Source organism: Paenibacillus sp. BGI2013, from assembly GCF_002843485.1.
GTDB lineage: Bacteria > Bacillota > Bacilli > Paenibacillales > Paenibacillaceae > Paenibacillus > Paenibacillus amylolyticus.
This window is the reverse complement of sequence record NZ_PJFA01000006.1, coordinates 74,988-100,642: the sequence shown is the minus strand read 5'-3', so window position 1 is coordinate 100,642 and position 25,655 is coordinate 74,988. Positions and strand designations below refer to the sequence as shown.

The window sequence follows — 25,655 nt, the reverse complement described above, 5'->3', positions numbered from 1 at the left end:
TACAAAATTGCGTTTCAAAATGAGCCAGAAGTTTAAATTGAAAGGAAGGCAGTAAAAAACTATATGGATAAGGGAGAGATTCTGAATGGAAGCTTTATATACAGCAGTAGCGACAGTTAAAGGTGGACGTACAGGTTCGGTGACTTCTTCGGATGGCGTGCTTAAGCATGATCTGAAAATGCCAAAAGAGCTTGGTGGCTCCGGTGGTGAAGGTACTAACCCTGAGCAACTTTTTGCCGCTGGATATGGAGCATGTTATGAAAGTGCCCTTGCCAATGTAGCACGCAAAGCAGGTGTGAAATTGGAGGATGTGGTCGTTACAAGTAACGTATCCATTGGTAAAGACCCTGCGGATGACGGTTTTCAGCTGTCTGTTCGTCTGGACGTTAGCATGCCTGGTGTAGATCACAGTCAAGCAGAGGAACTGGCCCGCAAGGCGCATGATTTCTGTCCATATTCCAAAGCAACACGCGGCAACATTGATGTTGTATTAAACGTAGTTTAAGATTTGACTCCTGGTAAGTAAAGGGAACATATAGAGCAGGTTATCCCAGATACCTGATGTTCGACTACAAAGCCCTGCTGGCAATCGGCAGGGTTTTGTGTTGATTATCATATAAGGACATGATGCAGGAGATTAGATGCCAGATCGCGTACTATTTTACATAATTGCACTCTCACTTCATGCTACACATTCCATAAAGGGGGAACGAAGATGAGTATTGAAGAGATGATCGAGCGGCGATTTGTGTGTACAAAATGCAGGGGCACGGATTGTAACATTAAGGAAGTTTCCATGTCAGGAGCAGGCCTGAGTAAGATGTTTGATATACAGCATAATCACTACCTGTTCGTGGCTTGTGCTTCCTGCGGGTATGTTGAAGTATTTGATCCGGATGTCTTGAAAGGGAAAAAACAGGGACAGGTAGGGACGATTCTGGATATTCTGTTTGGCGGGTAGACATGCGCGAGTTGACATTGATCTGAATTTTCTTTAATATAACTTAGTACTGAGTAGTGTCATTGCATGAACCAAATTTGAATTAAACAGGTGATATCCATGTCTTATAGACCGCGTATTGCAGATTTAGAATTAGCTTATGGTAACAAGGAAGACGGATTGTATGAATTCAAAATGAATTTGGTAGACGGTACAAAATGCCGTGTATTCTACACCCGTTCACCGGAATGGAAGATGACCAATATCAGCCGTCTGCAGAAAACCCCTTGTCCAGTATGTCGCAAAGATTTCATTTGCAAATGTATGGACCAGTGGGCAAGTGACCTGCATCAACAGATGATCGATGACCAATGGATGGAAAAGGCAGTTACGGAATAATTGTCGGACAGATACGAGCGTGGGCACAATGCCTGCGCTCTTTTTCTTTATATTTCCCATTTATGCGTGTTCAAAAAGAGCGGTGTTCAGTCTTTTTGAACTACCTCTAGAAATAAATTTAGAATTAGTGAACAAGAAGGCCCAGATTGGGTAAGTTACTCTAACCGCAACAATAGGAGGCAGCCAATATGACAGCAAATCAAACAGATGTGCATCAGGGACATCCGATCGTACTGGTGGATGGTGTCTGTCACTTCTGCCAGGGCTTAACCAAATGGATTATCAAGCGTGACCCGGAAGGAAAATATCATTTTGCATCGCTTCAATCGGATGTAGCCAAGGAATTGCTGAAGAAAGGCAATTTGTCGACAGATAGTATGGACACCTTTGTGCTGATTGAAAATGGAAAATACTATACACGTTCAACCGCCGCACTGCGATTGGCTAAGGGTCTAAAGTTTCCTTATCCGTTGTTATATGTGTTCATCATGATACCGAAATTTATTCGTAATGCAGTCTATAACTGGGTTGCTCGCAACCGTTATCGCTGGTTTGGCAAGGATGAAGCGTGTATGTTGCCTACACCGGAGATCAAAGATCGATTTCTGTGAAAAAGTCTCGTGCGACACATTGTATCCAAATTTGATGATTAATAGCGGAAATAATTGGGTAATGACTACAGATCATATCTATTTTGGGAGGAAAACAACTTGAAGAAGTGGACTACATTAATTATCGGGGCATTATTAGCAGTAAGCTTGGCAGCATGCGGAAACGACACAGACAACACGGCAACGCCGCCAGCGACCAACAATGAAACATCTAACGAGGGTAATACACCTGCGGAGCAGGAAACAAAGATCCCTACCCTGGATGAGTTGATTACCAAAACGAATGCAGCAACCAAAGAAATGAAAAGCTTCACAACTGAAGCAAACATTGATCAGAATCTGAAACTGGATGCTGGTGAACAGTCACAGGATCAACAGGTTAAAACATCGCTCAAAATGGATATCATCAAAGATCCAATGATGATCTATCAAGAGATGAAAATGGAAATGTCTGGGCAGGAAGCGCAGAATGTAAAGCAATACATCACTTCAGATACGATCTATTCACAAGTGGGAGAACAATGGGTTAAAATTCCTGAAGCTCAAACCAAAGAATTGGTGGAGCAGATGAAAGCAAGCATGAATCCAGAAGGTGAATTGGATCAGTTCAAAAAGATTGAGGAAGACACCGAAGTTACAGAAGATGGCGACAATTATGTCATTAACGCTAATGTATCCGGTGATAACGTAAAGGAACTGGCCAAAGCCGTGATGGAGCAAAACGGATCGAATGCCCAGACCCAAGCGATGCTTGAACAAATGAATATTACAAGCATGAAGATGAAATATATGATTAACAAGGAAACCTATCTGCCTGCAGGTACGGATGTAAACATGGTCATGGAGATGGAACAGAATGGACAGAAAATGACGATGGACATGAAGATGAACAGTACATTTTCTAACCACGATCAAGTGGAAGAGATCAAGATTCCACAAGAAGCATTGGATAGCGCTAAATAATTTGGTTATGCCAAATGTGCTGAAGATGATTTAATGCGGTAAGCGAGCATCAATGTATGCCGTTTGTAGGGCACCTCTGAACTAGATTTGTGTGAGCCGAGAGGTTTACCGGATTAGAATCAGGGGTGTTTTTCTGTTTAGCGGAGATTATGGTCAGGGTTGAAGGTGTTATAGTATAGTCATATTGAAGTAGAGAGGGGAGATATAAGATGATTGAATATGCACACATTCACCATGTTAGTCTGGCTGTACGTGATCTGGAAATCGCGAAAAAATTCTATTCGGGGTTACTGGGCATGCAGGAGATTGAACGTCCTCCTTTCCGCTCCACAGGTACATGGTATGCTATCGGAAGTCAGCAGCTTCATCTGCTTCAGCACCCGGAGGGTCACACGTTACGCGAAGCGGGTATTGATACTACAGACGGTCACTTTGCGATCTGGGTCACCAGTTATTCAGGGACTATAGCCTGGTTGGAGCAGCAGGGAATTGAGTATGAAGCAAGACCTGACAGTGTGGCTGGATTCGCGCAGATTTTTGTGCTTGATCCGGACCGTAACATTATTGAGTTCGATTCACCGTACAACTCTTAAGGGAAAAAGGGTTAGAATAAATCCCTTGCTCCCCCAGAAATTGTATGCTATATTATCCATACATTCATAGCACGTGACGGAAGCACCGTCCAAATATCGCATACTCATGCGGTTATTGGACGGTGCTTTTTTGTGCTTTTTGACAGGGAGGGAAGGAAAAGTTGATTGTACTGAAGGTTGTTCTGGTTTCAAAAGATAGAGATTACATTAGCGCCTGGCTTGATTATGTACAGGGAAATTCATCTGGTCTTCATGTGCGTTTCACAGCATTCTCCCAAGGGGATTCGTTCAAGGATCACATGAAAGAGCAAGAAGGTAGAGAATTACCGGATCTGGTTATTGCGGAACCGGAGTTTCTGAATGACTGGCTGAATAACGGGGGAGAAGTATCAGGTGTACCTTGGCTAATGCTTAGTGAAGGGATGGAGGAGGTGGATGAGGCTAAGCGGCTGATGAAATATCAACCCTTGCCTGCTTTGCTGGATGCTGTGATGCATGCTTGCCGGCAGCCGCGCCGTAAGAAGGTTCACCATCCAGGGCAAGAGACTCTCTCCATCGGTGTAGTATCCGCTTCGGGTGGAAGTGGCAAAACGGCAGTGGCCCTGCATATGGCGAAGCAATTGGGACTTGCAGGATATGCTGTTCTCTATCTTAATCTGGAGACGCTGGACAGTACGCTCCCGTTTCTGGAAAAGGGACTTACTAGAAGTGGGCAGCGTCACCCGGATACGGAGACGGGATTGTCACGCCTGTTATACGATCTGAAGGTGGGCAGAAAAGAATCCGGCAAGCAGTTACAGTTACAATCGAAGGGCGTAGACGGATATGTGGTCCGGCATGAAGCGCTGAAATCCGATGTGTTCTGGCCATTATCGAATCGGAAAGAACTGTTGCAAATGACTCGTGAGGATACGTCGAATCTGCTTCGTTATTTAACAGATTGTGGACAGTATGACGTGCTGATTCTGGATGGGGATTCCAGTTGGGATGGGCGCAGTGAAGGGGTGCTGGATACTGCAGATGCATTTGTCTGGCTGGTTGAGGATGATATATCTGCCATGCATCGTTGGGGACAATGGTTACAGCATGCTGAGCGTACGAAGCCAGATTTGTATGAAAGTATGCTCGAGCGTTCACGCTTTGTGGTTAACAAATATCGGGACAATGTCGTCAATGCACTTCCACGCCCTGATCTGCATCTGGATGCAGTGTTGCCCTATATCCCTTCTTGGAAGCAACTCAGTCAGGAGGAAGTCATGCTTAGTTCTCCGATCTTCCAACGTGAAGTGAAGAGATTATGTGCCATGCTGGTACAAGATGGCGAAGAAGAATTGAAGCAGACCGGACGAATTCAGAAGCAGGATCGGTGGGCGTTATGACGGATTCATCCAATAGAATACTGGATCGTGAAGAACAGTTTCAGATGATGCGTAGGGAAGTCAGGGCTGGCCTCGATTTAACCTCTTCCGCAGGAGATGATGAACTGTGGCAGGGGATAGAACGCAAAGTTCTCACCGACCCGAAGCTGGATGATCTGACCTCAGGAGAGCGTCATACGCTGGTACAGCGATTGTTTGATTCCTTTCGTGGATTGGATATTTTGCAGCCACTTGTGGATCATCCCGATATTACGGAAATTATGATCAATAGTCACAAGGAGATTTTTGTGGAGCAGGAAGGTGAAGTCAGCCAGATCACCCTTGAATTTGAGTCCAGGGAACGGCTCGAGGATATCATCCAGATGATTGTGTCCGGGGTAAACCGGATTGTGAATGAGTCTTCTCCAATCGTAGATGCCCGTTTAAAGGATGGTTCGCGGGTCAATATCGTGTTGCCTCCTATTGCCTTGAAAGGACCCACGATGACGATTCGTAAATTCCCCAGTGAACCGATGAAGATGTCTGATCTGATTGAAAAGGGAGCCCTGCATGAAGAAGCGGCAGAATTATTGCAGCAGTTGGTACGGAGCAAATACAACATCTTCATTGGAGGTGGGACCGGATCGGGAAAAACGACCTTTCTGAACGCATTATCACAGTTCATCCCTGCCGATGAGCGGATTATTACCATTGAGGATTCGGCTGAGTTACAGATTGTTACGGTACCCAATCTGGTATCACTGGAAACGCGGAATGCAAACACCGAAGGCAAGGGACAGATATCTATTCGGGATCTGATCAAATCTTCCTTACGGATGCGTCCGAACCGGATTGTGATTGGGGAAGTCAGGGGCGCAGAAGCGCTGGATATGTTACAGGCCATGAACACAGGACATGATGGAAGCTTATCAACTGGGCACGCCAATACCATCTCGGACATGATCAGCAGACTCGAAACGATGGTGCTTAGCGGTGCGGATCTTCCTATTGCGGTTGTAAGGCAGCAGATTAGTTCAGCAATCGATATTTTTGTACATCTGTCCCGGCTACGAGACCGCTCACGGCGGGTGACAGAGATTAGTGAAGTGATTGGCATGCAGGACGGTGAGGTTATGCTGAATCCACTGTTTCGTTTCCAGGAACAAGAAGAGCGTGAAGGCAAAATTATTGGCGGGTTAGTGCAGGTTGGAAAGTTGAATCAGGTGGATAAAATTCAGATGGCTGGGCTCGGGGAATGGCTGGATGAATACATAGAACAATATAGTGTTGGAATAGATTCATCAGATAACAACATGAATTAAAGCCATTGGAAGGTGATTACTGTTGGGTGAAGCCAGACAGATGTTGACGGATTACACCGTATATACGCTTTCCCGGAGACAACGAATGGTCTGTATGCTGATTAGTGGTCTGCTGTTTTTTGGCATCGGAATTCTGTTCTACCATCACTGGTTGGCTGGAGCGATCCTGGCTGCGGGTTGCATATGGGTACCAAAACATTGGACTAAAGTGCTGTTGGAACGAAGAAGAATGACACTCAGTTTACATTTTAAGCAAGCGTTATATGCATTATCTTCGGCACTGGCCGCAGGAAAATCGGTGGAAAATGGATTCAAGGAATCCGTGGAGGATCTGCGGATGTTGAACCCGGAAGCGGATACCGATCTGATTCGTGAGTTCACGATATTGCGGACACGGATGGAGTATGGACAACCAATTGAAGAGGCACTACAGGATTTTTCGGATCGGGCGCAGATTGAAGATATTACGAACTTTGCAGATGTGTTCATTACGTGCAAACGAACTGGCGGGGATCTGGTTGAGGTTGTGCGTCGTACCTCTGCGGTGATTGGTGAGAAGCTGGATATTCAGCAGGATATTATGGTCGCGGTATCGCAGAAAAAGTTCGAATCAAAGGTGATGTTTGCCGCTCCATTTATTTTTCTGATATTCCTCAATCTGACCGCCAAGGACTTTATGGAGCCGTTATATAGCGGGATGGGGTACCTCATCTCTAGTGGAGCATTGGTAGTACTCGCCTGCTGTTATATGTGGATTAATCGCATTATGGATATCAAAGTATAAGGAGCTGAAACGATGCTGCTTCCCGTTATAGTCGCAGGGATGCTCGGAGCGGGATGGCTGGTGCTGGATCGAACCCGGGGGCAGACCTACCGGCATCTGCGCAAGCTGGATATGGAAGGATTACGACTGAAAAAATTGCATGGTCCCTTCCTGTTTATATTGGACAAGTTCGAGATTGGACGCAGATTGCCAGTGCTCATGTTTCGAATGCAACATGCCATTCAGAAAATGTACGGCATACAGCACAGTGGAGAGAAAACGATGCTGTATTGCGCCGAGATGTTGACCTACACGTGGCTCATGCTGCTGGTGGGCTGCCTGTTATCACTCGTTGGAGATATGGGCATCGGAGGTATGGTGGGTGGGCTCGCGCTCGGTGCAGCGTTGCCTTTTGCGCTCTACAAAGACCTCAATACAAAGGTGCAGCGAAGAGACCAGGATATTCTTATGGAACTGCCTGAGCTACTGAACCGAATTGTACTGCTGGTTGGCGCAGGGGAAACCGTGCAACGTGCCATCGTTCACTGTGTGACAAGCCAGGGGGAACGGAATCATCCGTTGTACAACGAACTCAGAAAGACGGTGGGGGATTGGAATAATGGTTACTCTTTTCAACAATCATTTGAACAGTTCAGTCGTCGCTGCGGCGTACAGGAAGTGACGATTTTTACGACAACAGTGCTGCTGAATTTCCGACGTGGGGGAGGTGACTTTGTATTGGCGCTGCGGGATCTGTCACATGTGTTGTGGGAGAAACGCAAGGCTGTCAGTCGGGCGAAGGGAGAACAGGCTTCTTCCAAACTGGTGTTTCCAATGGTACTGATCTTTTTTACGATTGTGGTCATGATCGGGGCACCTGCTTTTATGATGATGAATATGTAGGAGGAATTGGGATGATGGAAGTGTTAAAAAACAAGGTAAGCGCATTTTGGAAAGAAGAGGACGGACTCGGCACGTTGGAACTGATTCTGATTATCGGGGTTATTATCATTATTGCTTTGATTTTTAAAAACCAAATTAAGACGTTGGTAGAGAGACTGTTAACTAATGTGAGTAATAAAAGTAATGAATTTTTCGAATAACAAGTTCAAAAAGGAAGAAGGGAGCTTCACCGTTGAAGCTTCCCTGATCTTCCCTGTTGTGCTGTTTATTCTTGTGTTATTGCTTTTTTTCACCATGTACATGTATCAAAAGACATTCTTGAATCAACATGCTTATGCAGCTTCGGAACGTGCAGCCTATAGCTGGGACAACAGCCACAAACAGGCGATGACGGGTGAATATGGTGTTGGAGAACATGACAATCTGTACTGGAGACTGACGGACGATCGTATGCTTGGAGCACTGTTTGGCTGGGCGGGAGCGGATAATCAGGTTAGCGTCTCTATACCTGGTGGTGAAGGTGGCAATCTCTCGGAACAGAAATTAGCACAAGCGGTGCAACATATGCCCTCAGCTATGAAAGGAACGATTGAGTATCAGAATTCTCTGATTCAGCGGAAAGTAACAACCAAGCTGGAACAAGTAATTTCTTTGCCTCTTCCTTCTTTTTTGTTCGATTCAGGTAACCGTGTCCTCACTCAAGGATCGTCCGCAGTTGTTGAACCGGTTGAATTCATTCGAACGGTAGATTTAATCCGGTATTATGCAGCCAAGTTTAAAGGGAAAGGCGGTGCGGCGACCAGTACAGCGGCAGAAGCCGGACTGGTTGTGCAGCATTTTGGCAAAAGCAAAAAGTGAGAAAAGGAGGAGGGCGGAGCTGTTTAGAAAAAAAGACGGTGAGTCGGGAGCCGTAACCCTTTTTTTAATATTAATATTGGCCGGAGTTTATATGTTTGTCGCAATATTTATTGATTACGCTCGTATAGCGGCATTCAAGGTGCAGACCGAACGCATGACTCATGCTGCGATGAGATCCGTCATGTCAGCCTATGACACATCACTCCGGGAGTATGGTCTATTCGGGTATGGCGACAGCAGTGGGGATGCAATTATGGCTAAAGTGTTGAATGATAGCGTGAAGCCTTCAGCTGTAAAAGATGGATTCCCCATTCTGGATATCCAGTGGGATACAACTTCGCTGAGCATGGAGCGTGAACTGGGCAGATACGATATATTTAATCGCCAGATTCAGGAGGATATGAAGTATCGGGCTCCGGTTGATTTTACCCTTGAAGTGATCAATCGGTTCAAACCGATATCAGACGAGATGAAGGAAGCCGCGCACACGGTAGACTTGCTGAAAAAATTACAGAAGTTATATGACAAACGTGAAGAATTACTGGATGAAGCCATTGCCAATCAGACAGAATCCGCGGAGAAACTGAAGAATCTTCCAAAGTTGATCATGGACCCGCCTTCACAGGCCATCTATGAAGAGATGCTGGAAGATACACCAGAGACAGCTGCCGAGGCAGCGGCACGTTATGCAGATTATCTGAACAAGAAACAGGCGGATGAGGGACTGCCATTCAGAGAGCAACAATACATATTGGAACTGGCTCGTTATCGGACTGGTGTTGGTAATGTGGTGACAGGCATCAGCATGATCATACAGCCCGCGTTACAGGCCCATCAAACAAAGCTGGAGGAAGCACAGTCCAAAATCGAAGAAGCGCGCAAAGTTAATGAGGAAATGAAACGTGTGATCGCGGAGGGGGAGAACCGTTCGCAGAATGCGAGCTATGACAACGTGGGCAACTCGAGTTTGCCTGGAACGAGTCCTGCATCTACTGGATCAGGCAGTGAAGCTAAAAGCACGCGTTCTCTTGCTTCGGAGCTTGTGAGGGCAGATAGCCTATTTGATCAATTGAAGGCACGGGTTGTTTCCCAGAATTCGGACTTCTCTAACGTCAGAAGAGACAACATGGAATTGAATACACAGCTTCGCAGTGTCACGGCCATGAGCGGTGTTCCGATTAAACCGGCGGTCAGACAGGCAAGTCAGGTTACGGAACGATATATTGACACCTATGTACGTAGCGGTCCTTCCAATCTCATCCAACAGAGTAAACAGCAGCTGGAGAGTGGTCGTGGGTCGGATGCCCAGCGCAAAGCAAATGACAAAGAATCCAAAGGGAAATTGAAGGAAGTCAAACGAATCTTGTCGCAGATTCAGAATGGAAGCTCGGGTTCCATGGACGCTTTCAAACAGTTGGAGGAATATTACAACGCTAATATTGCTTTTAACGAGGCTAGTCGTGAGGAAGCCAAAAAGGCAGAGATTGCTGGAGATCCCTATGACTCTGGTGGCGATGCCATGAAAGGGATGGACAGTTTGTTTGGCGGGATGTCCGGTCTGCTGGACAGTCTTGGCGACGAATTGTTTCAGAATGAATATGCTTTAGCCTATTTCAACTCCATGGATTTTGGTCAGTTATTTACCTGGACTGAAGGTAGTGGAGATGCTGGTGATGTTTTCAAACTGGAGAATCAGGAACTGGAGTATATCGTTTACGGGTTTCATAATCCTTCGGGTAACATCGCTGCGGCATATGCGGAGATATTTGGTATGCGGCTGGCTATTCGGACGGCAGAAGGGTTAATTGAGCACAGCAAGCTTGGGAATCCACTTCTGGTTTTATCGGCGGCAATCTTATACGGGATTACAAACGCCATCGCGGATATGGTGAAACTAGCAAAAGAGGGCAGTGTGGAATTGTCCAAGTATATCAAAGTCAAACTGACGTACAGGGACCATCTCCGATTGTTCCTATTGATGCATAGCAACAATGAACGCAAAATGTCCAGAATGCTGGCGCTAATTCGAATGAATACCGGTGTGAATCCAGATGAGAAACAGACGTATGCTTCGGGTAACATGCGTAGTAGCATCAAGCTGTGGTTTTTACCAGGGGTGGTTAGAAGCATCGGTGCAGTTATGGGTAGTGCGGACCAAGTTGAAGATGGACGATTTTTCATTGAGCGGAAGGCGGATTATTCCTATTGAATGATCAGGATCGTTTCGGTGGAGGGATTATGGATAAGCAGCAACATTATGAAAAAGAAAGCGCACAAAAGCAGATTCGTTTAACACGAATAATCAGATTGCAGCGTTTGAAGTCTCTCAAAAAGCAGATATGTTCTCAAAAAAAGGAACAGGGTAGCATGGTTCTGGAAGCTTCACTGGTGTTACCTGTCTTTATATTCTTTATCATGTTTCTCATCTTCATAGTGCAAATGACTCTAATCTCCACAGCGTTACAGAGCACGGCGGGTGAAGCGGTGAAGCAATTGTCAACGAAAATATATCCCGTTTCCCTTGCATTCACACCTTCTGATTCTGCTGGCGGAGAAGGTTCAGGAGGGGGTTGGAAGATACCAGAGTTATCACTGACGGAATGGGCAGAAGGTTATGCTTCTTCTCTACCCGAGCCTTTAAGTGATTGGGTACGTTCAGCGGCGGCCAGTGGTGAACAGCCACTACAGGAGATCAAAACATCCGTCTTGGAAACCGTACTTGATCCCACGGTAAAACCGCTGCTTCGACCTTTTATCGAGCCAACGCTGCTTAATATGGAACGTGTTCATGTGAATGGTATTTCGATACCTGATCTCAAAAACAAAACAAATCCATATTTCCGACTTGAACTGAGTTATGAATTGCCTATAAAAGTCCCCTTTCTCAGTAAACGGCTTCGGATTCAGGCTGCTGCGGCAGAACGGGTATGGATTGGAGATACCGGAGAAGGATCAGATGGCAGCGCAGGAGACGGGGATACTGCGGGTTCAGCAACGGTACTGTCGAAGCCTGACCCGGCATACATAGGCAACAATGCAACGATTAAGGTGAAGGTAGAACCAGGAGCGACAGCCAACTTAACGATATTTTACAAGTCAGGTGAAAGTTCTGCGAAGCACATCGGCTGGGCCACCGCAGATGAGAATGGAATTATTGAATGGAATTGGTTTGTTGGTACTCGGACAACAGAAGGAACATGGAGTTTTGTTGTCGAGACAGGGGACGGTGCCAAGACGGAGACTACGTTTACCGTGGCCTCCAGAAAATAAGTGAGGAGATGATGGAGGTGGAGTGGTTTTACATTGCCTGTGGCATATACATCATTGCAGCTTTTATTACAGATATTCGTTCAATGAAAATTCCAAATCGATTGACTTTACCCGTGACTGTTGCAGGCGTATTGGCCCACATCATATGGGGAGGTTGGGATGGTTTCTTGTTCTCAGCCGCTGGATTTGCAGCAGGTTTTGGCATTTTGTTTCTGATGTATGCGATTGGAGCCGTAGGGGCAGGAGATGTGAAATTGTTTGGTGGGATTGGCGCATGGACGGGACTTGCTTTTGGCATTCATGTCATTATTTACTCCGTTTTGTACGCGGGCGCAATTGGTCTAGTAATACTTCTATTCCGTAAAGATTCAGCGAAACGAATTCGAGGCATGGCAGGTAGTCTTGCAGGTTTTTTCATGCTCGGTTCGCTCAAGCTGGTAAACAAAGAGAAGACATTGAAGTTTCCGTTTATGCTGGCGGTGTTACCTGGATTTATCACGGTCCTTGTCTCAGGACTTTTCCCTTAAGTGAAGAAGTAGAGAAATTTGAGAATAACAATGGAAAGAGAGGATTGGCATGTATGGATTAACGAGAGATTTTATTCGTAACGGCGGAGCGTTCATGGTTTTGGAGAAAGCAGACGGGTTACGAATGGAGGAATTGAGCCGTGTACAGATGGGGATGTTGTCCTCCAATCAGATTCCGCGACTTCTTCCTGTTCATATTCGGGAAGTCGATCGAAATGTAACTTTGCAGTACGACATATCAGGGTACAAGATGTTATCTCAGATGTTAAAGTCAAGCAAAATCAAATTGCGTGTTCTGTATGGTTTGTTGTTCCAACTAGCCGATGCCTTCACGGAATGCCGACAGTATATGTTGGAGCCTCGTAAATTATTGATCCAGGAAGAGTCTTTGTTCATTAACGGTTCATTCGAACAGGGTGAACTTGGAATGGTATATGTGCCAATCATGGATACAGTTGAAGTTGATCCAACACCTCAGCAATTCCGTGAACTAGTGATCAGATTGATGGCACATGTACAGGAACTGCAGGGAGAAGGTATTCAGCGTGTTCTGCAGTTATGTGACAACGAACGCTGGGATATCAGACAGTTGCGCGAGCTTCTGCTGGAGTTATACGCTGACGAGCAAGAGAATGGAGGAGGCGCAGCATTTCTCTCGTCCAGAACTTTGGACACACCCAATGATCCAAGAGGTGATCTTCATTCGTCGATTTCTGAGCGAGATAGCAGGCTAGCCACTGGTACTTCTCGGCCATATCAACCCGGTCCTCCCGTTCAAAATGTTGGTGTAGGGCCGCAACTAAATTTCCGTCAGCCGCAGAAAACAAGTGAATTCGAGGTTGAAGACATTCCGGTGAGATCTCGAACCTTTCCAGGCAGGCGCTCACCTGAGCAAGTTCCATTAGAGAGTTCAAACGGTATGGATAAGAAAGGAAGTAACTCGTATGATTCGCTAGAGCGTGTTGATATGGAAGTGGAGGAAAAGCCTGGATCTTCCAAAGTAACTTATATCATATTGGGCTGTATGGTTGCCATGGCATTGGTATGGAGATTTATTTACATGGAGCAACCGGGACAGACGCAGATGATCCTGTGTATGGTACTCAGCCTTGGCTTGCTTGGTGTAGCAGGATGGACGTGGAAGCGTAAGGGAAGCCCTCATAATGCCTCAGAGAATAAGCGGTCTTTTTCATTCAATTTAGGTAAGAACAAAGGTAAGCAGACGGATGATGAAGAGGAGCAATTTCAGGAGAGTTGGCGCTGGAATGCAGCTGAAAGGCCAGTGGAACGCATAAACCAAACGGTTGCATCCGCCTCAGAAGGTGGTAGCGAGCATTCCCGTTTTCAAAATTTGCATATGGCATCTGAACACTCCGAACCACCGTTCGTTCAACGCCATGTGGAAACGGTAGCTTCAACTTCAGAGCTAATTCGACAGGATGCAGTTGCAGAGGCAACCGTGAATTTGCAGAATCTGAGTGGAAGTAATGTTACAGGGGTAGGCCCGGTGATGGCGTTTTATTATCTTGAACGAAGATCGGGAAGCAGTGACCAACATGAACGGATGGATGTGCAAGGAGCATCTTTTGTCATCGGAAGATCAGCAGACATGGTTCAGTGGGTGGACAAAGCGACCGGGGTGTCCCGTGCTCATGTGGAATTGAGCCGGAACAAATCGGGCTATGTGATTAAGGATCTGGGTTCCGTCAATGGAACCATTCTTCAGGGCAATATTCTTGCTCCGTATAAGGAGTATCCATTGGCGGATGGAGACACATTTACACTTGCGGAATCAGTCTACACTTATCGGTCGGTTGGATAAGACATAGTTCAATCAGTCAGATAAGCCGCGGTGTTTCAGATCTTCCAGTGCCTGGGTTAAGGTTGGGAAGGTGAACTGGAATCCGTGGTCGAGAGCTTTTTGCGGAATGACTCTCTGCCCTTGAAGCACGACAACGGATAGTTCTCCGACCAAGGTTTTAATCAGGAAGCTGGGTACGGGGAACCAGTGAGGGCGATGATACACTTTACCGACCGTACGACCGAATTCATCATTGGTAACAGGGTTCGGTGAGGAAGCATTGACCGGACCTGACACTTGTTTATTTTGAATGCTAAAATCAATGAGTCTTACGATATCCATAATGTGAATCCAGCTAGTCCATTGCTTGCCACTGCCGATCTTGCCACCAACACCTAGCATATAAGGAAGTTTCATCAATGGAAAAGCACCTCTTTTATGTCCAAGCACCAGACTCACCCGGATTTTAACGAGTCTTACATCTTTGATAGCATCTGCAGCAACTTCCCATTGTTCCGAGACCCGGGAGGGGAAATTCATTGATTTTTGCGGACTGCTCTCGTCAAAGGTTTCGTTAGGAGAGGTTCCATAGATGGCCATGGCAGAAGCCTGAACGACCACTTCCGGCTTTTGTTCAAGGGATTCTACCAATCGGGCTACCCGCGCTACGGTCGTGACTCTGGATTCAACAATTTCCAGCTTCGCCTTGGTTGTCCAACGTTGATTCAGCGTTTCTCCGGCAAGGTTAACGAGAGCGTCCATACCTTCCAGCAAGTGAGGTTGTTCTTCGACTTGTTCCCACGATATATATGTAAGATTTTTACTTGGATTATGCAAGTCAGGCAGTTTTCGTGTAATAACTTTCACATGGTGCCCGGCTTGCAACCAGTAATCTACAAGTGCTCCTCCTACAAATCCGGTACCTCCACAAATGGCAATTTTCATATCAAACATCCTCTCTGTATTTTCACTGCGCTGATACATACCGTTGGATCGACAAACAGCCCCGTACGGTAAGCAATGCCTGTTGGGAACAACTTACCTGACGGAGCATATCTGTATCTAATTAACCAAATCTATATGCCACTTAACTCATCTTTTATTTTATTTAATCAAATGTTGATAAGGGGAATAATCGATTTTGTTTTTCTCCAAAAATTTTACCAAAAACTTATTGTCCCGCTTCGGTGTGGCAATAATGTATCCTTTGATGCAATGATCTCTCGATACTTCCGTGGCATTGTCTTCGACTGCAATCTTACCGATCTCTGCAGCAATGGAATGTTTGGCGATGTCACGAAATGGCCCGGGCACAGGCTCCACTAGTTGATCCAAAAAAGCTTTGGCTTCATCTGTCCATAAGTGACGGCTGGCTTCAACCCAATAATTCTGCCAATCCAGTTTGGACTTTCCGTCTGCTTTTGGTAGCACTTTCAAAAACTTGCGCATCATGAAAAATCCACCGATACACATGCTGCCTAGCAATAAAAAAGTCCAGAATGCGATCGTATTCATAAACCAATTGCTGGGGGAATAGCTGTTCAGTATTATCGCGTAGGAGTCGAAAATCATTGCGGAGTCACCTCGGTTCATTGATTTTCACGGAAAGACGGATTCCGCCTACCCATGTTCCACATATTAGCTGTAAAAAATAGCCTCTATCCCGAATTATAGCGCATTTCTAGATTTATTTCGATAATCGCGTTAGAATAAGGGATAATTCAGAATAAGGGGGATCAATAATGCTGAAAATCGGCTCCCACGTGTCCTTTTCGGACAAGGGATTATTGAGTGCAACGAAGGAAGCGTCCTCGTACGGTTCCAGTTCGTTTATGATATATACGGGTGCACCACAGAATACACGTCGCAAGCCAATTGAGTCCATGTATATTGAAGAAGGCAAGGTTGCCATGCAAGAGGGTGGAATGGAAGATATCGTTGTCCATGCACCGTACATTGTTAATCTTGGCTCATACAAAGATAATACGTTTAGACTGGCTGTAGATTTCCTTCAGGAAGAGATTCGTCGGACACATGCTATTGGTGTGAAGAACATCGTATTACATCCCGGCGCATTTACAGACAAAGATGCCCACTATGGGATCGGACGGATCGCAGAAGGATTGAATGAAGTGCTGGAGGGTGTGAAAGACACGGATGTGAACATCGCTCTGGAGACCATGGCTGGCAAAGGTACGGAGATGGGTCGCAGTTTCGAAGAGATCGCTCAGATTATCGAGAAAGTAACATATAACGAGCGCCTGACTGTGTGTATGGATACATGTCACATTCATGATGCCGGATATGATATCGTTAATGATTTTGACGGTGTACTGGAACAATTCGATCGTACGGTAGGACTTGACCGCATTGCCGTAATGCATATTAATGATAGTAAGAATGCTGTGGGTGCGCACAAGGACCGTCATACACCAATTGGCTCTGGCTGGATCGGGTTTGAAGCGATTAACAGCATCGTCAACCATGAGAAGCTTCAAGGACGTCCATTTATTCTGGAGACACCTTGGATTGGTAAAGAGTCCAAGACACAGCGTCCAATGTATGAGGTTGAGATTGCGCTGCTTCGTGGGGATGTTGCCGGTCGATTTGGCCAGGAATTCCTGACTGAAGTAGAACAGTTGCAACACTTTTTCAAAGGTAAAGAGATTGAGTCTCGTTCGTATATTCTGGATGTGTGGACGTTGCTCAAAAATGATGCCAAAGCCAAAAAGGCAGATCCGCGCGAACCGCTGGAACGCCTCTATGACATGGTGACTGAAGCTGCACTATTCCCGCATTTGAATGAAGAACAACTGAATCATCGCTTGATTGCATGGCTTGCGGGTTAATCCCGCAGGTCATGGCTTAATTGAAGGAGGAAGAATAACCCGATGGAGATCCACGCTAAACAAGTACGCCCTGATTCTAAAAACCGCGCCGATCGTGCGCGCATGCTTATTTCCTGTCCTGATGGTCCAGGAATTGTAGCTGCCGTATCTCATTTCCTACACCAGCATGGTGCAAACATTGTTCAGTCGGACCAGTATACAATGGACCCTGCTGGCGGCATGTTCTTTATGCGAATTGAGTTTGATCTTCCGCAATTGTTGGTCAATTTGCCGAAACTGGAAGCCGATTTTGCAGAAGTGGCAAGCCGTTTCCAAATGGAATGGACGTTATCTGCGGTTAGCCGCAAGAAGAAACTGGCTATCTTTGTATCCAAAGAAGATCACTGTCTGGTTGAATTATTGTGGCAATGGCAGGCAGGCGATCTGGATGCCGATATTGCTCTTGTGGTCAGCAACCATCTGGACATGAAGGATTATGTAGAATCATTTGGCATTCCATATCATCATATCCCAGTTACAGCAGATACGAAGAAAGAAGCGGAACAGCGCCAACTGGACGTCATCGGCAACGATGTGGATGTGATCATTTTGGCTCGTTACATGCAGATTATCTCTCCGATGTTCATTGAGCACTACCGCAATCGAATCATTAATATTCACCATTCGTTCCTGCCAGCCTTCGTGGGTGGTAAACCGTATGCGCAGGCGTACAACCGCGGTGTCAAAATAATCGGTGCGACAGCGCACTATGTTACGGAAGAACTGGATGGCGGCCCGATTATTGAACAGGATGTGCAGCGTGTAAGCCACGGGGACGATGTAACCGAGCTGAAGCGTATTGGACGTACCATTGAGCGTGTTGTGCTCGCACGTGCCGTGAAATGGCATGTCGAAGACCGCGTGCTTGTTCACGAAAATAAAACCGTTGTATTTTAAGCTCACGCTTTAATACTGTGCAAGGTTGATTCGGAACCACGTAATAGACTAACAATAAAGCGACCCCAATTCGTTTACGAAGCGGGAGTCGCTTTTTTTGTTGTGTTGATATACTTTCCGCACAAGCCAAGCACAATACCAAACAGCAGATGTCCAACAATCCAGTAGAGGATGGCGGACACATCGTATAGGTCTGGCACACGTGATGACATTTGAGAGAGTGGGATATAGAGCAAGGACGAGACCGCACCAAGTAAAATTCCTTTGATCATAGGGCGGCCTGAATGCCTTACCCACCACAGATAGAAGATACCGATGACAACGGACACGATTAGATGCAGAGAAAATTCAATGATTTCGGGTAAGGTTGGTGGAAGACCAGGCACAAAATCAATATTCAGCAGCAGGGTATATACTTGTTCACCTGTGTTGGCCTGAATCATTTTGAGGAAAAATCCCAGGACAACTCCGGAGAGAATCCCCGTTAAAATACCAGATATCCAGGGTAATGAGTGTTTTAGCGATGTTGATGGGTGAGCAGCAGGATCTGGCATAATCGCGACCTCCTATGATTGACGCGTGTACATCTGAAAAAAGTAAACCACAGCCCGACTTTCGAATCCATATTCAGGAACATTATATGTGAATTGAGGATGAATATCTAAAAAATGCATGGTTTTCAGGTTAAAGGTTATACTTCATGCGATGGATTTGCGAGGCGCCTTAAGTCTGTTTTTGGAATTTAGTACCTTGTACAGTACGATTTTTGCTTGATAGGCCAAGGAATATTCATCACAGAGCACCGATTTTTCACGAACTTCTAAAAGAAGGTTATGGAAAAGCTTCACGCCAAGTGATACAATACAAAAGTGAATAAGTCAAAATGAAACACTCAAGCGGATTCACTTATTGTGAAATTCGGTTTGCTTGTATGATGAGAGGGATTCGCTTGCGCACCCGACTTATCTAAAGACATGAGGAGGACAAACCATGACTGACAAGAACGAAGCGATTCAAAAGGACGAGAACACTACAATCGACAACCTGTCGATTACTACCGTACGTACTTTGGCGATTGATGCAATTGAGAAGGCAAATTCCGGACACCCGGGTATGCCTATGGGCTCCGCTCCAATGGGGTACCAACTTTTTGCAAAAACGATGACTCATAACCCGGACCACCCAACTTGGGTTAACCGGGACCGTTTTGTCCTGTCTGCAGGACATGGCTCCATGTTGCTGTACAGCTTGCTGCACCTGAGCGGATATGATCTTCCAATGGAAGAACTGAAACAGTTCCGTCAATGGGGAAGCAAAACTCCGGGTCACCCGGAATTCGGACATACTGCAGGTGTTGATGCAACTACAGGCCCACTGGGTCAAGGTATTGCAATGGCTGTAGGTATGGCGATGGCTGAAGCTCAACTGGGCGCAACATACAATAAAGACAAATTCAACGTAGTTGACCACTACACTTACGCAATCTGTGGTGATGGTGACTTGATGGAAGGTGTATCTCATGAATCAGCTTCCCTTGCTGGACGTTTGCACTTGGGCAAACTGATCATGTTGTTCGACTCCAATGACATCACGTTGGATGGTAAATTGGATCTGTCTTCTTCCGAAAGCATCGCGAAGCGTTTTGAAGCTTATGGCTGGCAAGTGCTGCGCGTTGAAGATGGTAACGATCTGCCTGCAATCGAAAAAGCAATTCAGGAAGGTCAAGCAGATACACTGCGTCCTACACTGATCGAAGTTAAAACGGTTATCGGTTATGGTAGCCCGAACAAACAAGGTAAAGGCGGCCACGGCGGTACTCACGGATCTCCACTGGGTGCAGACGAAGCCAAATTGACTAAAGAGTATTACAAATGGGTTTACGAAGAAAACTTCCACGTACCAGCTGAAGTTCGCGATCACTTTGCACAAGTGAAAGATCGTGGTATCTCTGCTAACAAAGCTTGGGACGAGAAATTTGCCGAGTACAAAAAAGCTTTCCCTGAGCTGGCAGCTCAATTCGAAACAGCGATTAACGGCGACCTTCCAGAAGGTTGGGACCGTGATCTTCCTAAATATGCAGCAACAGACAAAGCTCTTTCCACTCGTGTAGCATCCGGTAACGCTCTGAATGGTCTGGCGCACAACGTGCCACAACTGACAGGTGGATCTGCTGACTTGGAAAGCTCCACAATGACTCACTTGAACAACCTGGAGAACTTCACACCTGAAGATTACTCCGGCCGTAACATCTACTTCGGTATCCGTGAATTCGGTATGGCTGGAGCAATGAACGGTATGGCACTGCACAGCGGTGTGAAAGTATTCGGAGGTACGTTCTTCGTATTTACCGATTACCTGCGTCCGGCTGTTCGTCTGGCTGCCCTGATGGGATTGCCTGTAACGTACGTTCTGACTCACGACAGTATCGCTGTTGGTGAAGACGGTCCTACGCACGAACCGATCGAGCAATTGGCATCCCTGCGTATCATTCCTAACCTGACGGTTATTCGTCCGGCTGATGGTAATGAAACTTCGGCTGCTTGGGCTTACGCGCTTGAGAACAAGAGCAACCCGGTTGCACTCGTACTCACTCGTCAAAACCTGCCGATCCTGGAAGGTACGGTTGAAGGTTCACGTGAGAACGTGAAACGTGGTGCTTATGTTGTCTCTGATGCAAAAGATGGCAAAGCGGTAGCACAAATTATCGCTACAGGTTCTGAAGTGCAATTGGCTGTTAAAGCTCAAGTAGCACTTGCAGAACAAGGCATCCAAGTTCGCGTAATCAGCATGCCAAGCTGGGATCTGTTCGAGAAACAAGACAAAGCTTACAAAGAGTCCGTTCTTCTTCCGGATGTTAAAGCTCGTCTTGCGATTGAAATGGCTTATCCAATGGGCTGGGAGAAATATGTTGGAGATCAAGGTGACATTCTCGGAATCAGCACATTTGGTGCATCCGCGCCTGGCGACCGTGTTATCCAAGAGTATGGCTTTACGGTGGATAACGTGGTTAGCCGCGTAAAAGCATTGCTGTAATAGCTTCATAAGCGCTGCTATGATTGGGAGGGCGTCATGCTGTCCTGATCCATGGCAGTAATTTATTTCCGCAGAGATGGGCGGTGACTCGTTATCGCCTTGATCTGTTTTGCCTTTTGTTTTCATTAACTTCAGGGGAGCGGGTACGCATGTCACAATTCGATCAAGTCAGTGTAGTGAAAGAGGCCAACATTTATTATGATGGTCAGGTAACCAGCAGAACGGTTATTTTGGGGGATGGCAGCAAAGTGACTCTGGGCATCATGCTTCCAGGCAGTTATGAGTTCGGTACGGATTCCCGTGAAATTATGGAGATTCTGTCTGGAGATCTGAAAGTATTGCTTCCCGGAGAAGAAGAGTGGCAAGAGATTCAAGGTCAAGCTACGTTCCACGTGCCTGCCGAATCCAAATTTAAACTGGAGATACGCAGCGTTACTGACTACGTCTGCTCGTACCCGGCGGAATAACATAAGAAGGGTAAGCAGAACCGCAACCCGCGGATTCGGTTTACCCTTTTTGCTTCTTGAATTCTAACGACAAAGTTCGAGCTGCAAGCTTGTCAGCCCCGTGGATTTGAAGTATCCTTAAGGCAAGTTGTTTAGAATGGAATACGGACATAATATAAGAGGTTGTTCAAAAAGTCCGCTTTTGATTACAAAGTTTGAACACGCACTATAATCGAAATCAGGAGGTTTTTGAGATCATGGCAAAAAAAGTGACATTTGACTATAGCACGGCATTGCAATTTGTAAATCAGCACGAAGTGGATTATTTCGCAGAACCGATTCGTCTGGCTCATGAGCAGCTTCACAACGGAACAGGAACAGGCTCCGATTATCTGGGCTGGATTGACCTGCCAACGGCTTATGACAAAGAAGAGTTTGCTCGCATTCAAAAAGCGGCTGCCAAAATCCAAAGCGACTCCGAAGTACTGATTGTTATCGGTATCGGTGGATCATACCTGGGTGCACGTGCAGCGATTGAAATGCTGACTCACTCGTTCTATAACAATCTGCCAAAAGACAAACGCAAAACGCCTGAAATCTATTTTGCAGGAAACAATATCAGTTCCACATATGTAACTCATTTGCTGGATCTGGTTGAAGGCAAAGATTTCTCCGTCAACGTTATCTCCAAATCCGGTACAACAACAGAGCCGGCAATTGCTTTCCGTATCTTCCGTGCAGCACTGGAAGAGAAATATGGTAAAGAAGAAGCTCGCAAACGCATCTATGCTACAACAGACAAAGCACGTGGTGCATTGAAAGAACTGGCAAATGCAGAAGGATACGAATCTTTCATTATCCCGGATGATGTAGGTGGACGTTACTCCGTTCTGACAGCTGTAGGTTTGCTGCCAATCGCAGCAGCGGGTATCAGCATCGAAGAAATGATGCAAGGTGCGGCTGACGCATCCAAAGAATACAGCAACCCGAACGTAGCTGAGAATGAAGCATATCAATATGCTGCTGTTCGTAACGCATTGTATCGCAAAGGCAAAGGCACTGAGATCCTTGTAAACTATGAGCCATCCCTGCACTTCGTGTCCGAGTGGTGGAAACAACTGTTTGGAGAGAGTGAAGGTAAAGATTACAAAGGGATCTATCCTGCATCCGTTGATTTCTCTACAGACTTGCACTCCATGGGTCAATTCATCCAGGAAGGTAGCCGGAATATCTTCGAAACTGTTATCCAGGTTACTGAAGTTGCTGAGCATATCTCAATCAAATCCGATCCGGACGATCTGGATGGTTTGAACTTCCTTGAAGGCAAAACTATGGACTTTGTTAACAAAAAAGCGTTCCAAGGAACACTGCTTGCACATACAGATGGTCAAGTACCAAACCTGATTGTGAACATTCCAGATATGACTCCATATTCTTTCGGATATCTGGTATACTTCTTTGAAAAAGCATGCGGTATCAGTGGCTACCTGCTGGGCGTCAATCCATTTGACCAACCAGGCGTGGAAGCTTACAAGAAAAATATGTTCGCATTGCTGGGCAAACCAGGCTTTGAAGAAGAGAAAGCAGCGCTCGAAGCGAGACTTTCCGAATAATTCATCGGTCTGCTCATATAGTTGAATAAGGTAATGTAATTCTAACCGGTAATCACTGTTTGTGTAAGATGCAGGGTTCCCGGATGTAGATAACCAGGGCAGTTCGTCCGCGTTCGCGCGGTGAACTGCTTTCTTGTAAAATGGACTCAGGAAAAGATCAGAAAGTTGGATTTAGGATGATTGAACGTTATCGCACGGTTCGAGGACCGGGCAATCTGGAAATTGTAATCAAGAAGTCGCGATTTATCGGTCATATTATGCCGGTCACGACAGAGGAAGAGGCTGTTGCCTTCATCGATGAGATCAAGAAAAAACATTGGAATGCCACTCATAACTGCTCTGCATACATGATTGGGGAGCGGGACGAGATCCAGAAGCAATCCGATGACGGTGAACCCAGCGGAACAGCAGGGAAACCCATTCTTGAAGTGATCAAAAATCAGAAATTAAAAAATGTGGCAATTGTGGTTACGCGATACTTCGGGGGAATTATGCTTGGAGCTGGCGGGTTAATTCGTGCTTATACGGATGGAGCTGTAGCAGCCATTGAAGCCGGAGAAGCCATTACCAACGTGCTGCATCGTGAAGTGTTTGTTGAACTGGATTATACGTGGCTGGGTAAAGTGGAAAATGAGTTAAGAAGCCGGGAAGTCCGTACAGGTGAAACTGGATTCACCGATAAGGTTACGTTGACTTGTCTTCCGCCGGATAGTGAAACCGAGGCTTTTATAGCCTGGATCACGGATTTGACGCAAGGGCAATCCCGGATCACGGAGGGACAGCGGCTTTATTTTATTGAAGGGGAATAAAATATATGGCTAGAAGAGCAGTCGAACAGGAGTTGTCGAGGGAGCGGATACTGGAGGCGGCGAGGCACCTTTTTATTACCAAAGGATACCGCGCCATTTCGATGCGAAGCATCGGCCAGCATCTGGGCTATAGTCATGGGTCGCTGTATTATCACTTTAAGGAAAAGGCAGAGCTATTCTATGCCATCGTGGTTGAAGATTTCAATCATTTGGGGCATTTGCTGCTACAAGCCATGGTCAGGCCAGTTCGTGATGATGTGAGCAAGGTAGAGCACATTATGATGGAGTTTATTCGCTTTGGTCTGGAGAATCCATACCAATACGAAATTATGTTTATGATCAGGGACGAAGAACTGTTGTCTTATTGTCGTACCGAACAGGGACGTTGCTTCGAATTGTTTGCATCGATTATAAGGCAGTATATGAATGAAGCGAACTGTACGGAAGAGGATATTCAAAGGGTACCGCGTACGCTATTTTTGGCTATGCACGGATTCATTTCTTATTACATTCAGGACCGTTTAACGTTTGTGGAGATTGAATCGTCTGCGCTGTCTCATGTCAAAGTGCTGTGCCGCAATCTGGGTCAGCAGCCTGGCGACCAATAATGGCGCTGTTGTTGCACCCCTACACTTCAGGGCGGTGATTTGTCATAACTTTAATTCTTTATAACGTTGTCTCGCGAAAGTTAATATGCGCAGTAGACCAAGTCAGGCGGCTCCGACCCGAAATGAGGGTGGACCGCCTGTTTGTGTTTGCAAAAATGAACGAGTAGGTGGCAGGCCTATTGGACCCAACTAACCTTCCATGATTTTGAGAAAGTACTCCCGCTCACGTGGTCCATCGAATTCGCAAAAGTAAATGCCTTGCCAGCGGCCAAGCAGCAGTCTGCCTTCGTGAATAATCACCGTCTGTGATGGTCCTGTTGTGATCGATTTCAGATGAGAGGCTGTATTGCCTTCGGCATGTCGATATTCGGGATGCTCCCAGGGGTACACCTCATCCAGGCGTAACAAGACATCGTGTTTCACATCCGGGTCTGCATTTTCGTTGATGGCAATACCTGCCGTCGTATGTGGACAGTAGATGAGCACCGTCCCATTCTGCACCCCGCTACTCTGGACAACCTGCTTTACGTCCCATGTGATATCCTTCATTTCATCTCGTGTGGAAGTGGATATATTCTTCTTGTATAACATGTTAAATCACTCCTTAGGATCTCATTTCTTACCCTCGATTGTACCTTAACCACTACATACCAAACAAACCACATATGAAGACGGATATTTGAATCGCGCAATAACGGAGAGGTCAGAAATAACCTGAAGAAGCGGAAGCTAAAAGCTTTCTGTAGGAAAGCTGCTTCGGAAGCATAAGTTTCGCCTTTATCACCGGATTTCCCCTTAAAAAGGGGATCAAAGAAATCTGGGGATAACAGTGATCGGAAGGTTGTTCTGGCTGCGCAGTGTACAGTGCGATTTTTATTAATCGTTCTCATATGTGGCCCAATTATATTCAATAAAAGCATTGACGATTAGCACTGCAAACTGGTAAAGTATCAGAAAAGCAAAACCAAGTAGACTAATGGGAATAATATTAAAGTAATATCATCCAATTTAGGAAAAATGTCGTATTGAAGCCAGGAAGACTGCCGACCGGAG

27 protein-coding genes are annotated in these 25,655 nt (G+C 46.0%); 23 read left to right on the top strand and 4 right to left on the bottom strand.

The window, feature by feature from the left end; genetic code table 11:
- Positions 1-85 precede the first annotated feature (85 nt).
- The 16 genes from CXK86_RS16380 to CXK86_RS16305 all read left to right on the top strand — a co-directional run bounded on the left by CXK86_RS16380 (position 86) and on the right by CXK86_RS16305 (position 14,329).
- Positions 86-505 (top strand): organic hydroperoxide resistance protein, encoded by a 420-nt coding sequence (locus CXK86_RS16380; RefSeq protein ID WP_036610819.1) that lies wholly within the window; start codon positions 86-88, stop codon positions 503-505.
- Between the two features lie 210 nt (positions 506-715).
- Positions 716-961 carry a zinc ribbon domain-containing protein gene (locus CXK86_RS16375; RefSeq protein WP_036610816.1) on the top strand — a complete coding sequence of 82 codons (246 nt, stop codon included), beginning with the start codon at positions 716-718 and terminating at the stop codon, positions 959-961.
- A 99-nt stretch (positions 962-1,060) separates the two neighbouring features.
- Positions 1,061-1,339 (top strand): hypothetical protein, encoded by a 279-nt coding sequence (locus tag CXK86_RS16370; RefSeq protein WP_036610814.1) that lies wholly within the window; start codon positions 1,061-1,063, stop codon positions 1,337-1,339.
- Between the two features lie 188 nt (positions 1,340-1,527).
- Positions 1,528-1,950: a thiol-disulfide oxidoreductase DCC family protein gene (locus tag CXK86_RS16365; RefSeq protein WP_076251545.1), complete on the top strand. Its 423-nt coding sequence runs from the start codon at positions 1,528-1,530 to the stop codon at positions 1,948-1,950.
- Positions 1,951-2,049: 99 nt separating this feature from the next.
- Entirely contained in the window at positions 2,050-2,913 is an 864-nt protein-coding gene (locus CXK86_RS16360) for a DUF6612 family protein (protein ID WP_036669080.1), read from the top strand.
- A gap of 209 nt (positions 2,914-3,122) precedes the next feature.
- Positions 3,123-3,506 carry a VOC family protein gene (locus CXK86_RS16355; protein WP_017690000.1) on the top strand — a complete coding sequence of 128 codons (384 nt, stop codon included), beginning with the start codon at positions 3,123-3,125 and terminating at the stop codon, positions 3,504-3,506.
- A 161-nt stretch (positions 3,507-3,667) separates the two neighbouring features.
- Entirely contained in the window at positions 3,668-4,885 is a 1,218-nt protein-coding gene (locus CXK86_RS16350; protein ID WP_076251547.1) for a nucleotide-binding protein, read from the top strand.
- On the top strand, positions 4,882-6,186 hold the full coding sequence (locus tag CXK86_RS16345) for a TadA family conjugal transfer-associated ATPase (RefSeq protein WP_101314092.1): 1,305 nt from the start codon (positions 4,882-4,884) through the stop codon (positions 6,184-6,186). The genes CXK86_RS16350 and CXK86_RS16345 overlap by 4 nt, the downstream gene beginning before the upstream one ends.
- 40 nt (positions 6,187-6,226) lie before the next feature.
- Entirely contained in the window at positions 6,227-6,970 is a 744-nt protein-coding gene (locus tag CXK86_RS16340) for a type II secretion system F family protein (protein ID WP_076251735.1), read from the top strand.
- A gap of 12 nt (positions 6,971-6,982) precedes the next feature.
- Complete coding sequence (locus CXK86_RS16335; protein WP_047842033.1) at positions 6,983-7,852, top strand: type II secretion system F family protein; 870 nt, start codon at positions 6,983-6,985, stop codon at positions 7,850-7,852.
- An 11-nt stretch (positions 7,853-7,863) separates the two neighbouring features.
- Positions 7,864-8,052 carry a Flp1 family type IVb pilin gene (locus CXK86_RS16330; protein ID WP_036669085.1) on the top strand — a complete coding sequence of 63 codons (189 nt, stop codon included), beginning with the start codon at positions 7,864-7,866 and terminating at the stop codon, positions 8,050-8,052.
- Positions 8,036-8,710: a TadE/TadG family type IV pilus assembly protein gene (locus CXK86_RS16325; protein ID WP_076251550.1), complete on the top strand. Its 675-nt coding sequence runs from the start codon at positions 8,036-8,038 to the stop codon at positions 8,708-8,710. The genes CXK86_RS16330 and CXK86_RS16325 overlap by 17 nt, the downstream gene beginning before the upstream one ends.
- A complete protein-coding gene (locus tag CXK86_RS16320) occupies positions 8,643-10,919 on the top strand; it encodes a hypothetical protein (RefSeq protein WP_257467877.1) in 2,277 nt (758 codons plus the stop codon). The genes CXK86_RS16325 and CXK86_RS16320 overlap by 68 nt, the downstream gene beginning before the upstream one ends.
- 29 nt (positions 10,920-10,948) lie before the next feature.
- Complete coding sequence (locus tag CXK86_RS16315; protein WP_076251740.1) at positions 10,949-11,980, top strand: hypothetical protein; 1,032 nt, start codon at positions 10,949-10,951, stop codon at positions 11,978-11,980.
- Between the two features lie 11 nt (positions 11,981-11,991).
- Positions 11,992-12,507 carry an A24 family peptidase gene (locus CXK86_RS16310; RefSeq protein WP_076251552.1) on the top strand — a complete coding sequence of 172 codons (516 nt, stop codon included), beginning with the start codon at positions 11,992-11,994 and terminating at the stop codon, positions 12,505-12,507.
- Positions 12,508-12,556: 49 nt separating this feature from the next.
- Positions 12,557-14,329: a DUF6382 domain-containing protein gene (locus CXK86_RS16305; protein ID WP_076251553.1), complete on the top strand. Its 1,773-nt coding sequence runs from the start codon at positions 12,557-12,559 to the stop codon at positions 14,327-14,329.
- A gap of 12 nt (positions 14,330-14,341) precedes the next feature.
- Here the strand turns inward: CXK86_RS16305 and CXK86_RS16300 are convergent, their stop codons facing one another.
- Positions 14,342-15,253, bottom strand: coding sequence for a TIGR01777 family oxidoreductase (locus tag CXK86_RS16300; RefSeq protein ID WP_076251555.1), 912 nt, complete (start codon positions 15,251-15,253; stop codon positions 14,342-14,344).
- Between the two features lie 159 nt (positions 15,254-15,412).
- Entirely contained in the window at positions 15,413-15,880 is a 468-nt protein-coding gene (locus CXK86_RS16295; RefSeq protein ID WP_036610792.1) for a DUF2621 domain-containing protein, read from the bottom strand.
- A 170-nt stretch (positions 15,881-16,050) separates the two neighbouring features.
- Here CXK86_RS16295 and CXK86_RS16290 point away from each other — a divergent pair, with 170 nt between their 5' ends.
- Both CXK86_RS16290 and purU read left to right on the top strand, forming a co-directional pair.
- On the top strand, positions 16,051-17,157 hold the full coding sequence (locus CXK86_RS16290; RefSeq protein WP_036669096.1) for a deoxyribonuclease IV: 1,107 nt from the start codon (positions 16,051-16,053) through the stop codon (positions 17,155-17,157).
- A gap of 42 nt (positions 17,158-17,199) precedes the next feature.
- Positions 17,200-18,093: a formyltetrahydrofolate deformylase gene (gene purU, locus CXK86_RS16285; RefSeq protein WP_017689986.1), complete on the top strand. Its 894-nt coding sequence runs from the start codon at positions 17,200-17,202 to the stop codon at positions 18,091-18,093.
- A gap of 74 nt (positions 18,094-18,167) precedes the next feature.
- On the opposite strand, the gene CXK86_RS16280 is transcribed toward purU, so the two are convergent.
- Positions 18,168-18,647, bottom strand: coding sequence for a hypothetical protein (locus tag CXK86_RS16280; protein ID WP_076251557.1), 480 nt, complete (start codon positions 18,645-18,647; stop codon positions 18,168-18,170).
- A gap of 436 nt (positions 18,648-19,083) precedes the next feature.
- Between CXK86_RS16280 and tkt the strand changes: the two genes are divergently transcribed.
- The 5 genes from tkt (at position 19,084) to CXK86_RS16255 (ending at position 24,602) form a co-directional block, all read left to right on the top strand.
- Positions 19,084-21,126, top strand: a complete 2,043-nt coding sequence (tkt, locus tag CXK86_RS16275) for a transketolase (RefSeq protein ID WP_076251558.1) — start codon at positions 19,084-19,086, stop codon at positions 21,124-21,126.
- A 149-nt stretch (positions 21,127-21,275) separates the two neighbouring features.
- Positions 21,276-21,593, top strand: coding sequence for a pyrimidine/purine nucleoside phosphorylase (gene ppnP / locus CXK86_RS16270; RefSeq protein ID WP_017689983.1), 318 nt, complete (start codon positions 21,276-21,278; stop codon positions 21,591-21,593).
- 236 nt (positions 21,594-21,829) lie between these two features.
- Positions 21,830-23,185, top strand: coding sequence for a glucose-6-phosphate isomerase (locus CXK86_RS16265; protein WP_017689982.1), 1,356 nt, complete (start codon positions 21,830-21,832; stop codon positions 23,183-23,185).
- A gap of 176 nt (positions 23,186-23,361) precedes the next feature.
- Positions 23,362-23,994 carry a YigZ family protein gene (locus CXK86_RS16260; protein WP_036669098.1) on the top strand — a complete coding sequence of 211 codons (633 nt, stop codon included), beginning with the start codon at positions 23,362-23,364 and terminating at the stop codon, positions 23,992-23,994.
- A gap of 5 nt (positions 23,995-23,999) precedes the next feature.
- Entirely contained in the window at positions 24,000-24,602 is a 603-nt protein-coding gene (locus CXK86_RS16255) for a TetR/AcrR family transcriptional regulator (protein WP_036669101.1), read from the top strand.
- Positions 24,603-24,791: 189 nt separating this feature from the next.
- Here CXK86_RS16255 and CXK86_RS16250 read toward each other — a convergent pair whose 3' ends face one another.
- A complete protein-coding gene (locus CXK86_RS16250; protein WP_036669103.1) occupies positions 24,792-25,193 on the bottom strand; it encodes a secondary thiamine-phosphate synthase enzyme YjbQ in 402 nt (133 codons plus the stop codon).
- Positions 25,194-25,655 lie beyond the last annotated feature (462 nt).